This window comes from Kitasatospora sp. NPDC001547, assembly GCF_042894165.1.
GTDB lineage: Bacteria > Actinomycetota > Actinomycetes > Streptomycetales > Streptomycetaceae > Kitasatospora.
Genome location: NZ_JBIAVL010000003.1, coordinates 12,051 through 32,081 on the forward strand (window position 1 = coordinate 12,051; position 20,031 = coordinate 32,081).

At 70.2% G+C, this 20,031-nt stretch carries 13 protein-coding genes; 5 read left to right on the forward strand and 8 right to left on the reverse strand.

The genetic code is table 11. The features are described from left to right. The first annotated feature begins 172 nt into the window (after positions 1-172). Together ACFY0X_RS05895 and ACFY0X_RS05900 are read left to right on the forward strand one after the other, a co-directional pair. Positions 173-2,761, forward strand: coding sequence for a bifunctional FO biosynthesis protein CofGH (locus ACFY0X_RS05895; protein ID WP_387749365.1), 2,589 nt, complete (start codon positions 173-175; stop codon positions 2,759-2,761). 247 nt (positions 2,762-3,008) lie between these two features. Then, positions 3,009-4,124, forward strand: a complete 1,116-nt coding sequence (locus ACFY0X_RS05900) for an ADP-ribosylglycohydrolase family protein (protein ID WP_387749368.1) — start codon at positions 3,009-3,011, stop codon at positions 4,122-4,124. Positions 4,125-4,266: 142 nt separating this feature from the next. Here ACFY0X_RS05900 and ACFY0X_RS05905 read toward each other — a convergent pair whose 3' ends face one another. The 3 genes from ACFY0X_RS05905 to ACFY0X_RS05915 form a co-directional block, all read right to left on the reverse strand. Continuing rightward, positions 4,267-4,482 carry a DUF397 domain-containing protein gene (locus ACFY0X_RS05905; RefSeq protein ID WP_387749371.1) on the reverse strand — a complete coding sequence of 72 codons (216 nt, stop codon included), beginning with the start codon at positions 4,480-4,482 and terminating at the stop codon, positions 4,267-4,269. Then, positions 4,479-5,342, reverse strand: coding sequence for a helix-turn-helix domain-containing protein (locus ACFY0X_RS05910; protein WP_387749374.1), 864 nt, complete (start codon positions 5,340-5,342; stop codon positions 4,479-4,481). Before ACFY0X_RS05910 ends, ACFY0X_RS05905 begins: the two co-directional genes overlap by 4 nt. A gap of 682 nt (positions 5,343-6,024) precedes the next feature. Next, positions 6,025-6,765 (reverse strand): GPP34 family phosphoprotein, encoded by a 741-nt coding sequence (locus tag ACFY0X_RS05915; RefSeq protein ID WP_387749377.1) that lies wholly within the window; start codon positions 6,763-6,765, stop codon positions 6,025-6,027. Positions 6,766-7,062: 297 nt separating this feature from the next. Here ACFY0X_RS05915 and ACFY0X_RS05920 point away from each other — a divergent pair, with 297 nt between their 5' ends. Then, a complete protein-coding gene (locus tag ACFY0X_RS05920; RefSeq protein WP_387749379.1) occupies positions 7,063-9,546 on the forward strand; it encodes a D-alanyl-D-alanine carboxypeptidase family protein in 2,484 nt (827 codons plus the stop codon). A 128-nt stretch (positions 9,547-9,674) separates the two neighbouring features. Here the strand turns inward: ACFY0X_RS05920 and ACFY0X_RS05925 are convergent, their stop codons facing one another. Next, complete coding sequence (locus tag ACFY0X_RS05925) at positions 9,675-11,213, reverse strand: glycosyltransferase family 39 protein (protein ID WP_387749381.1); 1,539 nt, start codon at positions 11,211-11,213, stop codon at positions 9,675-9,677. A 994-nt stretch (positions 11,214-12,207) separates the two neighbouring features. Here ACFY0X_RS05925 and ACFY0X_RS05930 point away from each other — a divergent pair. Together ACFY0X_RS05930 and ACFY0X_RS05935 are read left to right on the forward strand one after the other, a co-directional pair. Next, entirely contained in the window at positions 12,208-12,603 is a 396-nt protein-coding gene (locus ACFY0X_RS05930) for a hypothetical protein (protein ID WP_387749384.1), read from the forward strand. 106 nt (positions 12,604-12,709) lie between these two features. Next, entirely contained in the window at positions 12,710-13,351 is a 642-nt protein-coding gene (locus tag ACFY0X_RS05935) for a pentapeptide repeat-containing protein (RefSeq protein ID WP_387749387.1), read from the forward strand. A 249-nt stretch (positions 13,352-13,600) separates the two neighbouring features. Here ACFY0X_RS05935 and ACFY0X_RS05940 read toward each other — a convergent pair whose 3' ends face one another. The 4 genes from ACFY0X_RS05940 to ACFY0X_RS05955 all read right to left on the reverse strand — a co-directional run bounded on the left by ACFY0X_RS05940 (position 13,601) and on the right by ACFY0X_RS05955 (position 20,000). Continuing rightward, positions 13,601-16,243 carry a valine--tRNA ligase gene (locus ACFY0X_RS05940; protein WP_387749390.1) on the reverse strand — a complete coding sequence of 881 codons (2,643 nt, stop codon included), beginning with the start codon at positions 16,241-16,243 and terminating at the stop codon, positions 13,601-13,603. Between the two features lie 310 nt (positions 16,244-16,553). Further along, positions 16,554-17,729, reverse strand: a complete 1,176-nt coding sequence (locus ACFY0X_RS05945; protein ID WP_387749393.1) for a GNAT family N-acetyltransferase — start codon at positions 17,727-17,729, stop codon at positions 16,554-16,556. After that, on the reverse strand, positions 17,723-19,009 hold the full coding sequence (locus tag ACFY0X_RS05950) for an MDR family MFS transporter (protein WP_387749396.1): 1,287 nt from the start codon (positions 19,007-19,009) through the stop codon (positions 17,723-17,725). The genes ACFY0X_RS05945 and ACFY0X_RS05950 overlap by 7 nt, the downstream gene beginning before the upstream one ends. A gap of 13 nt (positions 19,010-19,022) precedes the next feature. Further along, the gene (locus ACFY0X_RS05955; protein ID WP_387749399.1) at positions 19,023-20,000 is read right to left on the reverse strand and encodes a phytanoyl-CoA dioxygenase family protein; all 978 of its coding nucleotides are present in this window, start codon (positions 19,998-20,000) and stop codon (positions 19,023-19,025) included. Positions 20,001-20,031: the final 31 nt, after the last annotated feature.

The following is a 20,031-nucleotide window of genomic DNA, read 5'->3' on the forward strand; positions in this document are numbered from 1 at the left end:
AACTCCTCCGCGAACACGTCCGATTGGCCTTGCCCCTCCATTAGAGGCCGCCGCGCCGCCGCCGTCATCGCCCTGTGGGGGCAGATCGGGTGGCCTTCTTGGGTACGCCGACCCTGAGACGGTCTCAGGGTCGGCCCCTCCGCGGGCCCCTCCGCTGGCGTAGGGTCGCGCCATGGACGGAACCGCCACGGACGCCAGCACCCCGCCGACCGCCAACGCGATGCGCCGCGCCCTGCGCCGAGCCCGGGACGGCGTCGCCCTCGACGTCACCGAGGCCGCGGTGCTGCTCCAGGCCAGAGGCGAGGACCTGCTGGACCTCTGTGCCGGTGCCGCCCGGGTCCGGGACGCGGGCCTCGAAGCGGCCGGCCGACCCGGCGTCATCACCTACTCCAAGAGCGTCTTCATCCCGCTCACCCGGCTCTGCCGCGACAAGTGCCACTACTGCACCTTCGCCACCGTCCCCGGCAAGCTGCGCCGGGAGGGGCACGGGATGTATATGTCCCCGGACGAGGTGCTGGAGGTGGCCCGCCGGGGCGCCGAACTCGGCTGCAAGGAAGCCCTGATCACGCTCGGCGACAAGCCCGAGGACCGCTGGCCCGAGGCCCGCGAGTGGCTCGACGCGCACGGCTACGACGACACCATCGCCTACGTGCGCGCCATGTCGATCCGCATCCTGGAGGAGACCGGCCTGCTGCCGCACCTCAACCCCGGGGTGCTGGGCTGGACGGACTTCCAGCGGCTCAAGCCGGTCTCCGCCTCGATGGGCATGATGCTGGAGACCACCGCCACCCGGCTGTGGAGCGAGCCCGGCGGCCCGCACTTCGGCTCCCCGGACAAGGAGCCGGCCGTCCGGCTGCGGGTGCTGGAGGACGCCGGGCGCAGCTCCGTCCCGTTCACCAGCGGCCTGCTGATCGGCATCGGCGAGACCTACCAGGAGCGCGCCGAGTCGCTGTTCGCGCTGCGCAGGGTCTCCCGCGCGTACCACGGCGTCCAGGAACTGATCCTGCAGAACTTCCGGGCCAAGCCGGACACCGCGATGCGCGGCATGCCGGACGCCGAACTGGACGAGCTGGTGGCCACGGTGGCGGTGGCCCGGCACCTGATGGGCCCGGCCGCCTGCCTCCAGGCCCCGCCGAACCTGGTGGACGGCGAGTACGAGCGGCTGATCGCGGCCGGCATCGACGACTGGGGCGGGGTCTCCCCGCTCACCCCGGACCACGTCAACCCCGAGCGCCCCTGGCCGCAGATCGAGCGGCTGGCCGAGCGCTCCGCCGCGGCCGGCTTCGAACTGCGCGAACGCCTCGCCGTCTACCCCGAGTACGTGCGCCGCGGCGAGCCCTGGCTGGACCCGCGGGTGCTGCCGCACGTCCGCGCGCTGGCCGACCCGGCCACCGGCCTGGCGAACCCGGACGCGGTGGTCCGCGGCCTGCCCTGGCAGGAGCCCGAGGACCTGCCGGAGTCGTACGGGCGCACCGACCTGCACACCGCCGTCGACACCGAGGGCCGCACCGGCGACCGCCGGGCCGACTTCGAGGACGTGTACGGAGACTGGGAGGTGCTGCGCGAGCAGGTGCTCGCCAAGGGCGCCCCCGAGCGGCTGGCCGGGGACCTCCGGGAGGCCCTGGCGGTGGCCGCCGACGACCCGGCGGGGCTGACCGACGACCAGGCGCTGGCCCTCTTCCACGCGGACGGCCCGGCCCTGGACGCGCTGTGCCGGATCGCCGACGACGTCCGCCGGGACGCGGTCGGGGACGACGTCACCTACTGCGTCACCCGGAACATCAACTTCACCAACGTCTGCTACACCGGCTGCCGCTTCTGCGCCTTCGCCCAGCGCCGCACCGACGCCGACGCCTACACCCTCTCCCTGGAGCAGGTCGCCGACCGGGCCGCGCAGGCCTGGGAGGTGGGCGCCACCGAGGTCTGCATGCAGGGCGGCATCCACCCGGACCTGCCCGGCACCGCCTACTTCGACATCGCCCGCGCGGTGAAGGAGCGGGTGCCCGGCATCCACGTGCACGCCTTCTCGCCGATGGAGGTGGTCAACGGGGCGACCCGCACCGGGCTGTCGATCCGGGACTGGCTGCAGCGGGCCAAGGAGTCGGGCCTGGACACCATCCCGGGCACCGCCGCCGAGATCCTGGACGACGAGGTCCGCTGGGTGCTCACCAAGGGCAAGCTGCCGGCCGCGACCTGGGTCGAGGTGGTGACCACCGCGCACGAGCTGGGCATCCGCTCCTCGTCCACGATGATGTACGGGCACGTGGACACCCCGAAGCACTGGCTGGGCCACCTGCGGCTGCTCGCCGGGATCCAGCAACGCACGGGCGGCTTCACCGAGTTCGTCACGCTGCCGTTCATCCACACCAACGCCCCGGTCTACCTGGCCGGCATCGCCCGGCCCGGTCCGACCGCCCGGGACAACCGCGCGGTGGTCGCGATGGCCCGGCTGCTGCTGCACCCGCACATCCCCAACATCCAGACCAGCTGGGTCAAGCTGGGTGCCGAGGGCGCGGCCGAGATGCTCCGCTCGGGCGCCAACGACCTCGGCGGCACACTGATGGAGGAGACTATCTCGCGGATGGCCGGCTCGGCGTACGGGAGTTACAAGTCGGTGCGCGACCTCCAGGCGATCGCCGAGGCGGCGGGCCGGCCGCACCGCCAGCGCACCACCACCTACGGCGAGGTGCCGGCCGAGCGGCGGGCGGCGGCGCTGGCCTCGGACGGACACCTGCCGGAGCTGCTGCCGGTGCTGGACTGAGACCCGGGGCGTCCCCGTCCCGGCCGCCGTCCGTACGGGGGCCGGGACGGAGGCGTATTCACGGGGACCGGGACGGGGGCGCCGAACTCCGGAGGACGGGATGGAGGAGCCGGACCCCCGGGGGCGGGAGGGGCGCCGAACTCGGGGGACGGGGCCGATTCGATCGGCTCTTCGAATACAGTGCGAGGGCGCGCGCCCGGCCGAGCGTCGCGCGGCCCCCACACCCGAGGAAAGGCGCCCCGTCGTGATGCCACTGTGGTCACGCGCCCAGCAGCAGGACTACCGCAGCCGGGTGCGGGGCTGTCTGCTCGGCGGTGCCATCGGCGACGCGCTCGGTGCCGGCGTCGAGTTCGAGTCGCTGGAGAAGATCCGGGCCCAGCACGGCCCCCAGGGCGTCACCGGCTACGTCCCCGCGTACGGGCGCACCGGCGCCGTCACCGACGACACCCAGCTCAGCCTGTTCACCGTCGACGGGCTGATCCGCGCCCACATCCGCCGGGACACCGGCAGCTGGCACCCGCCCACCGACCTGCACCTGGCCTACCTGCGCTGGGCCGCCACCCAGCGCGACTGGGGCCCGGACGAGCGCCGCCCCGACCTCGGCTGGCTCGGCCGCGAGGAGTGGCTGTACGCCCAGCGCGCCCCCGGGCAGGGCTGCCTGTCCGGCCTCGGCGGGGCCGACGCCGAGCGGCTCGGCACCCTGGAGGCCCCCAAGAACCCGCACTCCAAGGCCTGCGGCACGGTGGTGCGGGCGGCGCCCTTCGGGCTGCTCACCACCTGGGAGCCGGGCCTGGTGTTCCAGCTCGCGGTGGAGTGCTCGGTGCTCACCCACGGCCACCCCACCGGCTACCTCGCGGCGGGCGCGTTCGCGGTGATCGTCCAGTCCGTCGCCCGCGGCGGCACCCTGGAGGAGGGCGTCCACCTCGCGCTCGCCCTGCTCTCCGAGCGGCCGGCGCACGAGGAGACCACCGCGGCGCTGCGGGCCGCCCTGGACGCGGTGCGGGCCGGCGAGCCGTCCGCGGACCGGGTCGAGGCGCTGGGGGAGGGCTGGGTGGCCGAGGAGGCGCTGGCGATCGGGGTCTACTGCGCCCTGGTCGCGCACGACGTGCGCTCGGGCCTGCTGCTCGCCGTCAACCACTCCGGGGACAGCGACTCCACCGGCGCGATCTGCGGCAACCTGCTCGGGGCGCTGCACGGGGACACCGCGCTGCCGCCGGGCCTGCTGGCCGGGCTCGAAGGGCGCGGGGCGATCCTCGAACTCGCCGACGACTTCGTGCTGGAGCTGGTGCACGGCCCCGAACTGCACGACCGGCGGACCGCGGAGGGCGTCAACTGGGCCGCCCGCTACCCGGTGACGGGCTGATCCGGGGCCCTCGGCGCCCTCGGAGCTCTCGGAGCTGATCCGGAGGGCCCGGAAAGGGAGTTGCCCGTAGCGCCGGCCGCCGCCGGGGGGCGACGGACACCGCTACGGGCAACTGGTCCGGGTACGGAACCGGGTGGGCCGGTCAGCCGGGGAGCTCGCCGAAGGCGCCGCCCGCCGCGGCCGAGGCGAAGGCGTTCCAGGCCTCGGTCGAGAAGCGCAGCTGGGGTCCGCGGGGGTCCTTGGAGTCCCGGACGGCGACCTCCCCCGCGCCTGGGGCGGCTATCTCCACACAGGCGCCTTGGCCGCCGCTGTGACTGCTCTTGCGCCAACGGGTTCCGTACTCGGACGGGGTGATCATTCGTGGAATTCCTTCTCGATGTCTGCTATCAGCGACCGGCTCTCCGCGACACCGAGCGCGGCCGCCCTCAGGTAGTCGTACAGACCGGTATAGCGGCGCACGTCCGCCTCCTTCTCCAGGTAGAGATCGCTCGTCACACCTTCGAAGTAGACAACCGTGGAATCGGCTGACTCGGGGAACTCCAGCAGCGAGAATGTCCCGGTCATGCCGGGATGGGCACCGTGCGAGAACGGGATCACCTGGATGGTGATGTTCGGGCGCTGGCTGAGCTCCAGCATCTGCCGCAGCTGCTGGGCCATCACGGCCTTGCTGCCGACCTCGCGGCGCAGCACCGCCTCGTCTATGACGGTCCACAGGCTGCCCAGCTGGTTCTCGCCGTGGATGCGCTCCTGGCGCTTCATCCGGACCTGCACCCGGCGCTGCACGGCGACCGCGTCGGTGTCCGGCTGGGTGCCCTCGACCACGGCCTGGGCGTAGTGCTCGGTCTGCAGCAGACCGGGGACGAAGGAGGACTCGTACGCGCGGATCGAGGAGGCCTCGGCCTCCAGCCCGATGTAGACGCTGTACGGGGTCGGCATGTCGTTGAAGTCGTGCCACCAGCCGCGCTGGCGGGACTCCTTGGCCATCTCCATCAGGCTGGCGCGCAGCTGGTCGTCGGGCACCTTGTAGACGTCGCAGAGGTCGCGCACGTCGCGCTGGCTGATGCTGCGGCGGCCGTTCTCCAGCCGGCTGATCTTCGACTGGGAGACCATCAGCCGGCCGGCGACCTCCTCGGCCGTCATACCCAGGCCCTCGCGGAGCTTGCGCAGCTCCGAACCCAGGCGTCGGCGGCGCACGGTGGGATTGACGTTGGCGGACACTTCGACCTCCGGCCGGACCTCTGGTGCTCGTTGGAACTGCAGTCCTCGGAACACTTCGGACATTGGGACCAACCCCCCTGACTTGGAGCAGCATGTCACCTTGGGCCAGCTCGGCGCCGGGGATTCACAGCAGCGCGGTAGAACAGATCATCGGAAAAGTGCTTCCGCGAGACAGCGAAAGTTCCCAGGTGGTAATGCGGCTCGGTGACTCGGACAGGTACTGCGGAAGCCGCCCCCGGACCGGTCCGCACCTGCCCCGGCACGTGCGGGGGCGGGCGGTTGCCGGGCGTCCGGGGACGGCGAAGGGGCGGTCGCCGGGCGACTCGCGTCGCGGGGCGACCGCCCCTCGGTGCTGGTGGTGCTGCCGGTGGTGCCGGCGGCGCGTCCGGAGCGGTGGTGCCGGCGGTGTTCCCGGCACCGGTACCACCGGTCGTGCGTCGGGTCGCTCAGCGTCCGCGGGCGGTGCGAGCGGGGCGGCGTGCGCCGCCGGGTGCGCGGCCGGTGGTGTCGGGCGCCGTGGTGGCTGCCCGCCGGGCCGTGCGGACCGCCCCGGCCGGGGCGGTCCTCCCCGCCTCCGCGCTCCCGGAGGCCTCCGTCTCGAAGGCCTCCGCGCTCCCGGAGGCCTCCGTCTCGAAGGCCTCCGCGCTCCCGGAGGCCTCCGCGATTCTCCCGGTCTCCCGGGTCAGCGGACGCCGACCCGGGAGGCGGGGACCCGCCCACCCGAACCCCGGCTCGCCGTACGGGCGCCGGGGCGGCCGACGGCGGCCCCGGAACCCTGGGAAGAACGGTTCTGCTGTGCCGGCAGGCCGTTCTGCACGTCCATCACGGCGTGCGCGACCATCCCGCCCAGCGGGTCGTACCGGATCAGGTCGCGCAGCCTCGACCGCGAGGAACGGCCCTCGTTGCCCGGGTACAGGTGCTTGCCCAGCCCGACCGAGTGGGCGAGCGCCGCGAGCGCGGCCGTCCGCGGGTCCGGCGGGACACCGGTGCGGATCGCGGTGTCCAGCCGCTGCTTGATCGCGGCGTTGGTGCAGTCGTCGGACGCCTGGTACCGGGTCGTCGGCAGCACCCCGCACACCTGGCCCGGCACGGCCGTGACCATGCCGCAGCGTTCCAGGTGCGCCAGGTAGGTCTGCCGCAGCCCCAGCCGGGGCCCGCCGATCCAGTGCGCCGCGCGGACCGGACTGCCGCGTCGGCGCAGCAGTTCCAGTGCGTGGTCAAGGGTCGGGTCACCGGTCGGTCGTGCGAGCACGACGGCGATCCGGTCTCCCTCCGGTACGATCCGTCCGGCCAGGGACAGCTCGACGAGCTGCGCCCCGGCGAGTCCGAGGTCGAGGGTCTGCGGCTGCGCCGTGGTACCCGTGGTCGGGTCCAAAGCGAGCAGCAAGAGTTCCTCGGGAACAGTTCTGCGGCTCTTGCCCATCCAAGCCTCCCCGCGTGGATGAGAGACAGGGTGACGCCTCTCACACGGGCTTGTCGAGTACGCCTCCGAATCGTGACCTTGCGGTGAAGGCGCGGAACCGGCGGCGGCGGGCCTCGCGTCTGACCGGTGAACAGACCGCGGCGCGACCGGGCGACGACAATAAGCGCCGGTCGGGCGGGGTGTGCGCGGCCGGAACGGCCGCCGGTGGCGGAGACTGTACAGGTACACGGGCGGGGCGTCGGCTTCCCGAAATCGGGTTCGCCGGTGCCCCGCGGGGCGTTGAGGAGGCTGGGATACGTGGGCGAGTCCCCCGACAGGGTGCTGAGGGACGGCGACGAGCGGCAGCGGGACCGCGAGCGCGAACGGACCGGTGCGGCGGCCGGGGCCGCCGGGCCGACCGAGGACGGCTCCGGCTCGGAGGCCGACGGTTCGTCAACCGCGGCCGCCGGGGCGACCGCCGGGACCACCTCCGACGCCTCCTCGGACAGCCCTGCGGAGACCTCCGACGAGGCGGCTCCGAAGGCGTCCGCCGACGCTTCGGGGGCGGCGCCCAAGGGCGGCTCGACCGTGCAGCTCCGTGTCCGGGATGTGGACAGCCGGACGACGATGCTGCGGCTGCCGGTGGACAACAAGACCACCGCGCTGCGGCTGCCCGACGAGCTGCTGAAGGGTGCCGGAAACGGGAGTTCCGAAGGTGGGGACGGGAAGAAGGAGTCCTCGCCGGAGGCGGCGGAGGTGACCGAGCCCGTCGGGCGTCCGGTCGCCGCCGACCCGCGTCTCGTCATGCGGACGGACGCCGCGGTGGCGGACAAGGCCGGTGAACAGACCGGGGAGAAGGCCGGGGCGGAAGCCGGGGAGGCGGCGGCGGAGCCGTCCGGGGAGACCGGCGCCGAGGGCGCGGCCGCACCTGCCGGGAAGCCGGCCGACGACGCGGCCGACAAGGCTGCCAGGGCCGACAAGGCGCACCAGGGCGAGAAGGCGGAGCAGGGCGAGAAGTCCGAGAAGACCTCGGAGCCCGAGCCGACCGGCAAGGCCGGCCCGACCGACGCGGCCGGCCCGACCAATGACGCCAATGACGCCGAGGACACCGAGGACACCGAGGACGCCGAGGACGCCCGAGCCGGGGACCACCCGGAGGACACCGGGGGCGCCGACGACACCGGCGCCGACGACGCACCCGCCAGGGGCGCCGTGACCCTCGCACTGACCAGGAACGGGCAGCCCGGTCAGCCGTCGGGTCAGGCCGAGAAGCTGGAGAAGCCCGCGCCGCTGCGCGCCTCCGGCTCCTCCGCGGCCTCCGCCGGCAGCGCCCGCCCGGCCGGCGCCGCGCCGGAGCCGAAGTCCGAGCCGGCCCCCGGTCCGGCGCCGCTGCCGAAGCCGGCCCCCGCCCCCGTACCCGGCCCGAAGCCGCTGCCGGAGCCCGACCCGCGGCCGGTGCCGCCGGTCCCGCCGCTGCCCAAGCCCGAGCCGCTGCCCGCCCCCGAGCCGCTGCCGTCGCCGGAGACCACCGCCGAGGCGATGGAGGTCCTGGCCTCCCTCAACGCCCGCCCGGTCTCGCCGCTGCAGCGCGCGTTCAAGCGCGTGACCATCTGGACGGTCTTCTTCGCCGTGGTGCTCGGCGCGCTCGCGGTGGCCCAGCTGCTGCGCCCGCTGCCGGACCCCAAGGCGAAGATGACCGCCGTCGGCAGCTACAGCTTCTCCGGTGACGCGCTCGACCTCGCCTGGCCGGCCAAGGGCCAGTCCGCGGCCGAGGTGGTCGGCGTCGGCAGCCTCGGCAGCTCGGGCCCGGAGACGCCGGCCTCGATCGCCAGCGTCACCAAGGTGATGAACGCCTACCTGATCCTCCAGAAGTTCCCCCTGCAGAAGGGGGAGAGCGGCCCGAAGATCATCGTCGACAAGCAGGCCGCGCAGGAGTCCGGCAACGCCGACGAGTCCCGGGTGACGCTCACCGAGGGCCAGGTGCTCACCGAGTACCAGGCGCTGGAGCTGCTGATGCTGCCCTCGGCCAACAACGTGGCCCGGCTGCTCGCCCGCTACCACTCCGGCTCCGAGGACGCGTTCGTCAAGGCGATGAACGACACCGCGTCCAAGTTCGGCATGGCCAACACCATCTACGCCGACCCGGCGGGCTTCAACCAGGAGACCAAGTCCACCGCCAAGGACCAGCTGAAGCTGGCCGAGCAGGTCATGCAGGACGAGATCTTCCGGCAGATCGTCTCCACCTCGGAGACCAACTTCAACAACGTGAAGATCCCCAACACCAACAGCCTGATCAACCCGAAGACCGGCGTCATCGGCGTCAAGACCGGTTCCAGCACCCCGGCCGGCGGCTGCCTGATGTGGGCCGCGTACAAGGAGATCGGCGGCGTGAAGCGGCTGATCCTCGGCGTCACCCTGGGCCAGCAGGCCACCTCGCCCAACCCGGGCGACGGCATCCTGCCGACCGTGCTGAAGGTCAGCGGCAAGCAGATCCAGGCCGCGCAGAACGGCGTGACCGGCCAGACCGTGGTGAAGAAGGGCGACGTCGTCGGCTCGGTCGAGGACGGGCTCGGCGGCAAGGTCCCGCTCGTCGCGACCAAGGACCTGGTGGTGGCGGGCTTCCCCGGCGTCGCCGGCACGATCACCCTGGACACCTCGAAGATCGGCCACACCGAGCAGGCCGGCAAGGAGATCGGCGTACTGCGGGTGGGCGCGGGCGCGGACAAGCTGGAGGTCCCGGTGGCGCTCCAGTCGGACCTGAACCCGCCGTCCATCCAGTCCCGACTGCTGCGCACGCTGTGAGCCGCTGAGGCGGAGGCGCTGAACCGCTCAGGCACTGAGGCGTGGAGGCGCTGACGCGCCGAGCCGTCGAGCACAGGAGGAAGGGGAGCCGGTCCGCACCGGCTCCCCTTCCTCCGTTTCCGCCGGCCCTAGACGTCCCGGTCGAGCAGCGCGAGGGTGAGCCCGCCGAGCGGCGTCACCCGGTCCGGGGCGCCGTACCGGGTGCGGAGCGCCTGCGCCTGGTCCGTCGGCATCGTGCCCAGCGGGTCCGCGGTGTCGCCGAGGACCACCAGCCAGACCCGGGACGCCCCGCCCAGGCAGTCCTCCGGCCGCGGGCAGGCGGTCGGCGAGAGCTCCTCGGCGTCGTCGGCGCTCCGCGCGACGAAGACCGGAAAGGGGCGCACGTCCGAGGGCAGGTAGTAGCTGACGCCGGGCCAGGCCATCGCCCAGGACTGGTCGCCCAGCGGGGCCGCCAGCCCGTCCCCGGCGCGGTAGCCGGCCGAGATCTCCCGGGCCACCGCCTTGAACGGCTCCTCCGAGCCGTTGTGCGAGCCCGTGTACCGCACCGCGCGCTGCTCCGGCAGCGCCGCCACGGCCGGTGCCGCGAGCAGTCCGACGGCCAGCAGCCCGGCCGCCGCGACGGCCCCGCGGGTGGCCCGGCCGCGTCGCCGGGCCAGGGCCGCCACCGCGCCGTACACCGCCCCGGCCCCGCCGCCGGCCAGCACCGCCCAGGCGGGCACCGTGAACAGCAGGTACCGGCCGAGGAAGTACGAGGTGTCGCTCAGCCGGGACACCAGCCAGACGCCCACCACCGGCAGCTCCGCCAGCAGCAGCGCCTGCCAGGCCTGGATCCGCCGGCCGGGCAGCGCCAGCGCCAGCAGCGCCAGCGGGAGGAAGGCGTAGAAGACGGCTTCCGAGCCGAACAGCCGCTCGCCGAAGTAGGCGAGACCGCGCATCGAGGGGGTCGGTATCCAGCCCAGCTGCCGGTCCGACTGCCGGCTGCCCAGCAGCACCACCGGCAGCCCCGGCAGCACCGCCACCGCGACCGCCAGCGGGTACTGCCACAGCAGCCGCCGGTCCGCCGCCGGACGGGTGCGCCACAGGTGCAGCGCCAGGAGCGCCACCTGCCCGGCGACCGTGCTGAAGGAGACCAGGTGCCCGGCACCGGCCAGCGCCATGGCCACGCAGTACGGCGCCCAGCGCCGCCAGGTCGGCCGCTCCAGCGCCCGCAGCAGGAAGTACGAGGCCGCCGCGATCGCACAGGTCACCAGCGCGTAGGAGCGCGCCTCCTGGGCGTAGCGGGAGATCTCCGGCGGCACCGCGAGCAGCAGGCCGGCGCTGACCGCCGCCACCCGGCCGGCGAACAGCCGCTGGGCGGTGAGCGCCACCAGCGCCGCCGCCCCGGCCATCGCCAGCACGGAGGGTATTCGCAGCGAGACCGCCGAGTCGCCGAACACCGCCGTCCAGCCGTGCATCAGCAGGTAGTACGCGCCGTTGCTGGCGTCGACGTGCTGGAGCAGCCGCAGCAGGTCGCCCGGCGAGCGGGTGGCCACCGTCCACGTCGCGATCTCGTCCCGCCACAGGTCCGGCGTCCCCAGCCGGTACCCGCCCACCGCCAGCATGACCGCCGCGGGCCACACCCAGACCTGCCCCAACAACCGGCCCACCGGGTGCACAGCAGGTCTCATCGGGCCTTCGTCTCCTTAGCGCGGCGTGCCGGGGCGGATCCCACCCTGCCCGGCAGGCTACTTGACCCGCCCTGACACCCCGTCGGCCGCCCGTGCCCCCCTCCGTCACCCCGCGCCCCGCGCCCGATCCGGTACGCTGTGAACGGCCTGGGAGCACCCGGGCCGCGCCTCAGTGGGATGTCTCCGAAATCCAGTCGCCCCAGCTCAGGTGATGTGGCCTGGCTCCCGCGACAACGCCAGGGGGGCGATTTGCCAACGCTGCGGTTGCAGAGGTGCAGGTCAGGCCAGCTCTGCAGGTGACAGGCGCGAGCCGCTCGAAGTGAGGCCTGGCACCTGCTTTCGATCTTCAGTGACTGTGTCGGGCATGGGCCCTTTCGGGTGGTAGCCAGTGCTGGACCGTTGCTGCTTGAGTAGCAGCGGGGATCGCTGGATGTGTGTGGATCCCGGGAGCTCGACTGGAGCGTCGAGCGATGCTGTTGATCTTGGATGGCGCGAGACGGCTGTTCCTCTGCGGTGGCTGCTGTCGAGGGTGGATGCCGCCCGAATTGTCTCTGGAGTGCGGGTTCGCCAAAGTCGATCCCGTTCGCGATTTCATAGCGAGGATGTTCGGCGAAGCCGGCTACCGCGTGGGCGATATGCAGGGCCGGTCATGGCCGGGGCCGGCGGGGACGTGGGAGCGTGAGCGCCGAACCTCCATGTCGGTGATCATCTTGCGGCTACATGAGCCTGTACAGCCCACGGGTGGACCCGTCGACTCGCAGCATGTCTGGTGGAGCACTGAAGCGTTGATGCGCAACCGCCGCTCGATCTACCCCCCAGGTGTTGTCACGCTCGTGTCGGGATATCTGGACGGGTGGCTCCCGCCGGGGGAGTTGCGTCTTGAGTGACTCGAACCACGTCCGCCTTCGCCCGGGTTCGCGCCGCGAGATCCGCCGATGTCGCCACGAAGGCTGAGCCTTCGTGGAACCCTGGAGGTGAGACTGGGGCAGCTCAAATGGAGGCGCTGGTGCAGTGGTGGCAGGCCGGCCTATGGGGGGCTCTCGGGGCCGCGCTGGTGGAGGTCGCAGACTTCCAGGCGAGCTTGAAAGAGCGCAGGAAGCTGCCGTGGAAGGGGCGAAACGCGGCTTCACTAGGCCTGTATTCCCTAGCGGCTCTTCTTCGGATGTTGCTGGGAGTCGGAGTGGCCGTTGCACTTGGAGAGTCCGGCCAAGTCTCCGGAGGCTTCGGCGCGATTCTTGCCGGAATAGCTGCTCCCAAGATCCTCGAAGCGCTCCAGACGCAAGCAGCGCCAGGCCGATCGATCGAGCCAGCGGCTGACTTCTTGCAGGAGCAGAACACCGTCTTTCCCTCGCAGCTCAAGCAGGAAGGAGCTGTTCAGGATGCCAGCTGAGTCCGCTCTCACCCAGCTCTGGATGCTCCTCACCCGGTCCCACCCGGTTTTCGCAGGGCCTTCTGTGCCACAGACGCCTCTTCGGAGAGGGGGTCTCTGGGCTCTTATGACCAGGGTTCACCCGGTCTTCACGGTGGATCAGTCGATGAATTGGAAGGGTGGATCGCGGCCCCAGGATTTGAATCGGGCCGACGTGAGTAACGCTGGCCCGGTGGTCACTAAGCGGCGTCGCGTCAGTTTGCACGGCACCAGCCTGCGCGGCGCCGACCTGCTCAATACTGACCTAGCCGGTGTCAACTTGGTCGATGCCGACCTAACTGGCGCGAACCTGGCGGTCGCTGATCTGACTGCTGCCAACTTGGCGGGGGCTCGATTGGTTCGGGCCAGGCTCAGCGGTGCTGTCCTGCAGGGCGCCAGGTTGAGCTCCGCTGATCTGACCAACGCCAAGTTGAGCGGCGCCAACCTGACCGGCGCGAATCTGGCCGGCGCCAGCCTGAATGGTGCGAGGATGCGCGGCACTGATCTGAGTGGCTCCAACCTGGGTGGCGCTGACCTGCGCGGAGCAGACTTGACCCGAGCCATCCTGGTTAGTGCCAACCTGGTTGGGATCTTGTGGTCTGGGAAGACCGAGTGGCCTGCGGATTTGTACCAGGAAATCCGGAGTCGGTCGACGCAGGTTGGGCCAGGGGAGTTCGAGATCGGTGGATCCGGCGGCCAAGATCACTCCCTCTCGGTTGCTCTCGGGTGAGAAGTCGCATGTTTGTGATGAGGTACCGGAGAACGTTGTGGCCGACTGCGCCAAGGACCGTGTTTCATCCCGCCCCATGACTGAACGCCTGCGAGTTCGCTGTCGTGGCGTGTGTGTTCGCAAGGATGGTCAAGGGCAAATGGGGGGCGGTTCACGACCGCCCCCCATTCGAATTCTCGTTGCGGTGCCTTCCCGTCGGGGGCCGATATGTAGCCCTGCGGCGGCCGGGGCCCGTGTTCGGGTGTTAGGTCACTTCTGGGGCAACGCAGCGAGCTGAGAAGTGAGGCGCGCGATGTCCTCCTGAGCAGCCACCAGGCGGGTGTTGATCTTCTTTACTACCTCATCAGGAGCCTTGGCCAGGAAGGCCTGGTTAGACAGCTTTGCCTGTGCTTGCTCCTTCTCCTTCTCGGCCGTTGCCAGGTCCTTCGTCAGGCGCTTGCGTTCGGCGTCCACATCGATGACGCCCGAGAGGTCGAGCTGCACGTGCGCCCCAGCCACTGACAGGGAGGCAGTGGAGATAAAGCCGCTCTCGGCAGGCGTGAGGCGGGTCAGTTGCCGGATGGCGTCCTCGTGGCCAGTGACCGCGCTGTCGGCCAGATTCAGCTGGGCCGGGACCTTCTGGCCGGGCTTGAGCCCTTGGTCGGCGCGGAACCGGCGGATCTCGGTGGTCACTTGCTGAAGCGCGCTGATCTCTGCTTCTGCAGCTGGGTCGCGCCAGGCGGCGTCGGGCTTGGGCCACTCGGCGATCACCAGCGATTCGCCGCCGGTCAATGTGGTCCACAGTGTCTCGGTGACGAACGGCATGATCGGATGCAGCAGCCGGAGGGTGACGTCGAGGACGTGGCCCAGGACGGCGCGGACCGCTTCCGCCTGTTCGCCTCCACGGGCCAGCGACGTCTTGGACAACTCGACGTACCAGTCGAATACCTCGTCCCAGGCGAAGTGGTAGAGGGCGTCGGAGGCCTTTGCCAGCAGGTGCTCGTCGTAGAGGGCGTTCACCTCGGCGACGGTGGCGTTCAGCCGCGAGAGGATCCAGCGGTCGGTGGCTGAGAGCGAGTCCGTGTTCAGCGTCTGCCCACCTGTGCCTGCGGTACCGGCCGGGAACCCGGGCACCACGGTGGCACCGTTCATCAACGCGAATCGGGTAGCATTCCACAGCTTGTTGCAGAAGTTCCTGGAGCCCTGGACCCAGTCCTCGCCGATCGGAACGTCGGTACCAGGGTTGACGCCGCGGGCCAAAGTGAAGCGGACCGCGTCGGTGCCGTACGTGTCCATCCAGTCCAGTGGGTCAACGACGTTGCCTGAGGACTTCGACATCTTCTTCCCGAACTGGTCGCGGACCAGACCGGTGAGCGTCACGGTGTGGAAAGGTGGCGTTCCGTCCATCGCGTAGAGGCCGAACATCATCATCCGCACGACCCAGAAGAAGAGGATGTCGTACCCGGTGACCAGTACATCCGTCGGGTAGAACTTCGCGAGGTTCTCGGTCTGCTCCGGCCAGCCGAGCGTGGAGAACGGCCACAGGCCGGAGGAGAACCAGGTGTCCAGGACGTCGGTGTCCTGGTGCCAGCCCTCGCCGGTGGGCGGCTGCTCGTCCGGGCCGATGCAGACGACCTCGCCGTCCGGGCCGTACCAGACCGGGATTCGGTGACCCCACCACAGCTGGCGCGAGATGCACCAGTCGTGCAGGTTGTCGACCCAGTCGAAGTAGCGCGGCTCCATCTCCTTGGGCTCGATCTTGACGCGGCCGTCGCGGACGGCGTCGCCGGCGGCCTTCGCGAGGGGGCCGACCCTGACCCACCACTGCATCGACAGCCGCGGTTCGATCGTGGTCTTGCACCGTGAGCAGTGGCCGACGGAATGGACGTAGGGGCGCTTCTCGGCGACGAGCCGGCCTTGCGCGCGCAGGGCCGCGACCACGGCCGGGCGGGCCTCGTACCGGTCGAGCCCCTGGAACGGCCCGTGTGCGGTGATGACCGCCCGTTCGTCCATCACGGTGATGGACGGCAGGCCGTGGCGCTTGCCGATCTCGAAGTCGTTGGGGTCGTGGGCGGGCGTCACCTTGACGGCACCCGTACCGAACTCCGGATCGACGTGTTCGTCCGCGATGATCGGGATACGCCGGTCGGTCAGCGGCAGTTCGATCTCGGTACCGATCAGGTGCTTGTAGCGTTCGTCGTCCGGGTGGACGGCGACCGCGGTGTCACCCAGCAAGGTCTCAGCACGGGTGGTGGCGACCACGATGGACTTCTCGCCCTCGCCGTAGCGGATGGAGACCAGCTCGCCGTCGTCGTCCTGGTGGTCGACCTCGATGTCGGACAGCGCGGTCAGACAGCGCGGGCACCAGTTGATGATGCGCTCGGCGCGGTAGATCAGCTCGTCGTCGTACAGCTTCTTGAAGATGGTCTGGACGGCTTTGGAAAGCCCCTCGTCCATCGTGAAGCGCTCGCGGCTCCAGTCGACTCCGTCGCCGAGGCGGCGCATCTGGCCGAGGATCTTGCCGCCGTATTCCTCCTTCCACTGCCACACACGCTCGATGAACGCCTCGCGGCCGAGGTCGTGGCGGCTCACGCCGTCCTTGGCCAGCTCGCGTTCGACCACGTTCTGGGTGGCGATGCCGGCGTGGTCCATTCCCGGCAGCCACAGCGTCTCGTAGCCCTCCATGCGCTTGCGGCGAGTGAGGACGTCCATGAGGGTGTGCTGGAATGCGTGGCCCAGGTGCAGGGAGCCGGTGACGTTCGGCGGGGGGAGGACGATCGTGTAGGGCGGCCTGTCGTTCTCGACGTCCGCCTCGAAGTAGCCCGCGGCTACCCAGTGCTCGTAAAGCTTCGCTTCTACCTCGGCCGGGGCGTACTGGGTTGGCAGATCACGGGCACTGGAGCTGTGGTTCATCGGGATCCGGGGCTCAGTACCTGGCCTTCCGGCCAGGAAGAGGTGCCCCTCCCTCCTCTCGCTTGTTGACTACTGCCTGCCTGGCGGGTCGACCACCAGAGCGTGACTCCAGCGGTCGATCACGTGAGGCTCTGTCGCCTAGTCGGCCACGCGGACAGTTTACGGAGATCGAAACTCGCCCTCGCGTCGGGTAGCGCCACATCAATACGACTTTGGCGCAGACGTGTTGGCGGAAGTACCCGGATTCTCGACACTCGTCGAACGTACGGGCGCGGCCCGTATCGCCGTGCTCGTGTCCTCGGGGGCGCGACTAGGAGACGTAGGCGTTCAGGCGGGCCTGGTGAACGCGGTCGAGGGCTTCGGCCAGCGAAACCAGGACGCTGGTCTCCTGCTCCATGGCACGGACGTACATCCGCCGCTGATGGAGCACACCACCACGGTGCACCTTCGCGTCGTACGTCTCCGGGCCAGCCACGATCTGAGAGAGTCCCTGCTCCGACGCGTAGGCGACCTGCTCGTAGTAGACCATGTTGAAGTAGGCGAAGTTCCGCTGTGCGTAGTCGGACCAGCCCACCATCTTCGGGTAGAGCGATTCGGCGTCCGCGTACGAGAGCACGAAAGCCTCCATCACGCCGTCACGCTCGGCCACGAGGACGCGGCACCACGGGGAGAGGTGTTCCTTGATCCGCCTGAGCAAGGCGACCATGCGTTCCGTGGGAATGTCATGACCGTACTGACGCAACTGCTCGGACTGCAGTCGGCCCATCTCTGCCACCATCGCCTCGTCCTCCAGGACTTCCGGCCCCGCCCAGCGGGTCTTGATCCCGGATTCGGCGAAGACCCGGCGTTCACGCAGGATCTTGTATCGCCGCTTGCGGCCGAACGTGGCGAGGTAGTCCTCGAAACTCTTCCCGGGGACGGGGATGACGCACTGGGCTGTGACCGTGCTGGACACGTAGCCGCGCTCGCGCAGGATCTGGTCGAGCTGGCTGTCCTCGGCCGGCACGTGCATGACCGCGGTGGATCGTGCCCCCCAGTCCTGTGCTGCCCGGTCGAGTGTGTCGAGTAGTTCGTGAATCGTCTGCGCATCTGTCGCGGTCCGGATGATCCCGGGCAGGTATGCGCCGGGGAGCATGCAGACCGCAGCCGGGCGCATGGCATCCCGGAGCAGAGCGGAGGCTTCGTCCTGCAGGGCGGTGAGCCGTGCCACCTCCTCCGGGGCCACGTTCTCGTGGGCATCCTCGGGGCAGTCGAGCAACACCTCGACCGGGTCGTAGTTACGGAACATGTTCCCGTCGACCCGGAACACTGCGACGCTGGCATTGGGCTGGCCATCCGCATCATGGTGTACCGCGTACCTGGCCGAGTCGGGGCTGTCGTCCTCGGACGTCTCTACCCATTCAGGGGCGTTCAAGAGGGAACGTCGAGGATCGAGCGACCGCCAGGCCTCGGCGACGTCGGAGATGCGGGGGTGGCTGTTCAACATTCTTCTTTCCCCGGGACGTTGATGCTTCCGTTGTGGTCGGCGGCGGCAACAGCGGCGTTTCCGCCGAAGAAGCGCCCCTGTACGACTGCAAGTAGTACAGCGGCCCCAACACACACTGTCCACAGTAGAGACGGTTCCGTCTCGAACAAGCTGACGCCGAGGGGAGCGACCACCCCAGCCAAGCCGAGGCTGGCGCCGAATGCCCCCATGTACCGCCCGCGTGCTTCGGCAGGGGCCAACTCGGCGACGACAGCAGGCAGCAGTGCGGCCAGAGCGATTTCGCCAAGACTCCACACTGCCACGGAGAACAGCAGCACTGGCAGGTTGGTTGCGACTCCGGTCAGCGCGATCCCGCCGCCTACCAGCAGCAGGCCCGCGCCAAGACCCCACTGGCGGGGGATCCTCGACAGTGTCGGCCCGAGCAGTGGCTGCACCACGGCGATCAGCACGCCGTTCGTCGCCATCATGATCCCGTAGTCGAAGGAGCGCAGTCCGCTGCTGACGACCTGAAGGGGCACGGCATAGGTGCTTTGGAAGTAGATCGCGAACGCCACCAGACTGATGGCACAGGCACCCAGGAGTCCGCGGTCCTGCCACAGTTTGACCGGCTCGGCCGGGTTCTGAGCAGCCTGTCCGGCTTCATCAGGAGTGGGTGGGTTGGCGGGGACCTTCCAAAGAACCAGGCCGGCGAAGACCAGGGCGGTGGCGGCATCCACGAGGAACAGGACGGTCCAGTTGTGCGAGGCGAACCAGCCTGCGCCCAGTGCGGCGACCGGGACTCCCAAGTTGGTTGCCCAGTGGAGTAGGCCGTAGGCGCGCGGCCGGTCGTCTGCGGGTACCACATCGGCCACCAGGGCATTGGCGGCCGGGCGGTACAGATCGCTGGCGAGTCCCAGGAACACGATCAACAGTGCGATGACCGCTGTCGAATCGGCCACGGCCAGCATCAGTTGGCAAGAGGCGGCGGACGCCAAGCCGAAAACCATGGTCGGACGGCGACCCAGCCGGTCGGCGAGCAGTCCTCCGATGGGACTGCTCGCCAGGACGCCCACGCCGTATCCGATCAGGATGGGGGTCACGTACGAGCCGGATACGTGCCGGTGCTGGGTGAGATACAAAACCAGGAACGGGGCGACGAAGGTTCCGGCGCGGTTCACCAGAGTGCCGGCCCACAGAATCGTGAACGAGCTCGGAAGTCCGCCGAACCGGTCACGGATCAGGCCGCTGATCCCCCGAGGCTGCTGCAGCCCGCCGTGGGCCGTGCTGTCACCAGTCGTCATGCTCAAGTTCCTCTTACCGATGTGCGTCTGACGCCAATGCGGCGTGCCACGGGCCGAGATTCAGGCCAGGGTAGCGGAGTGCCATTCCTTCGAGAACGTCTTTGTCGTAGGCCTCGTGGCCGGGCAACGGGAAGCCGAACAGAGCCAGTTCCTCCGGAGTCGAACCGGCGACGAACTCCTGCCACTGCCGGGCCAGTCCATTTCGGACGAATGACTGGAGTCCGAGCCAATCGGTGTTCGCGGTCTTGTAACTGACGTTCATCCAGATCCGTGCGCCGCCGGGCGCGGTCAGATCGACCGCCCGATGCCACACGTCCGGTGCGTAGACGAGCAGGCTTCCGGCTGGCCCCGGGAAGGCGACTTCGGATTCGTAGAGCTCGGGGTCCGTGTCCGGCCAAACACGATAGGGAATCGGGGGCTTGTCGCGGGTCAGACGGCGTGGCACCAGACGGGTCGGTGCAAGCTCCTCCGGCACGTCGTGCAGGTAGAGGAACATCTCGACCTGCTGAGGGGGCGCGGACTTGGTCGGCACCAGCATGGTGTGCGTCGCATAGTCCTGGTGGAGAGGCTGGGCGTAGTTGGTGGCGCCCGTGTATTTGGCCCACAGCTGTGCCTGGTAGATCCGCAGATCGTTGCTGTCGAGGAGCTGGGCGGCGACCGACACGAGCGCGGGATGCACCACCAGCCGGTCGAGCGCCTGTCCCGTCCATGGGAAGTCGACCAGCCCGGCGAACTGCAGGGCGTGCTGGGACAGTAGCTGGGGGTTGGTCCAGTAGGAGTTGGCCCGGCCCTGACGGGTGATGCGGTACCGGTCGTTGCGTGCCGGATCGGTATCGGCGGCGAACTCCTCGGCCGTGGGGTAGATCTGGGGCAGCTCTGCCCCGGCGGCGTCGAGCTCGTTCGCCGAGAGGAAACCAGGGATCAGGAAGAAGCCATCCTCCCGCCAGGCTTCCAGTTGGGCCATGCTCAGCTTGGGTGTGGTGTCAACCATGATTGATTCCGATCGTTCGATGCGGACGGGT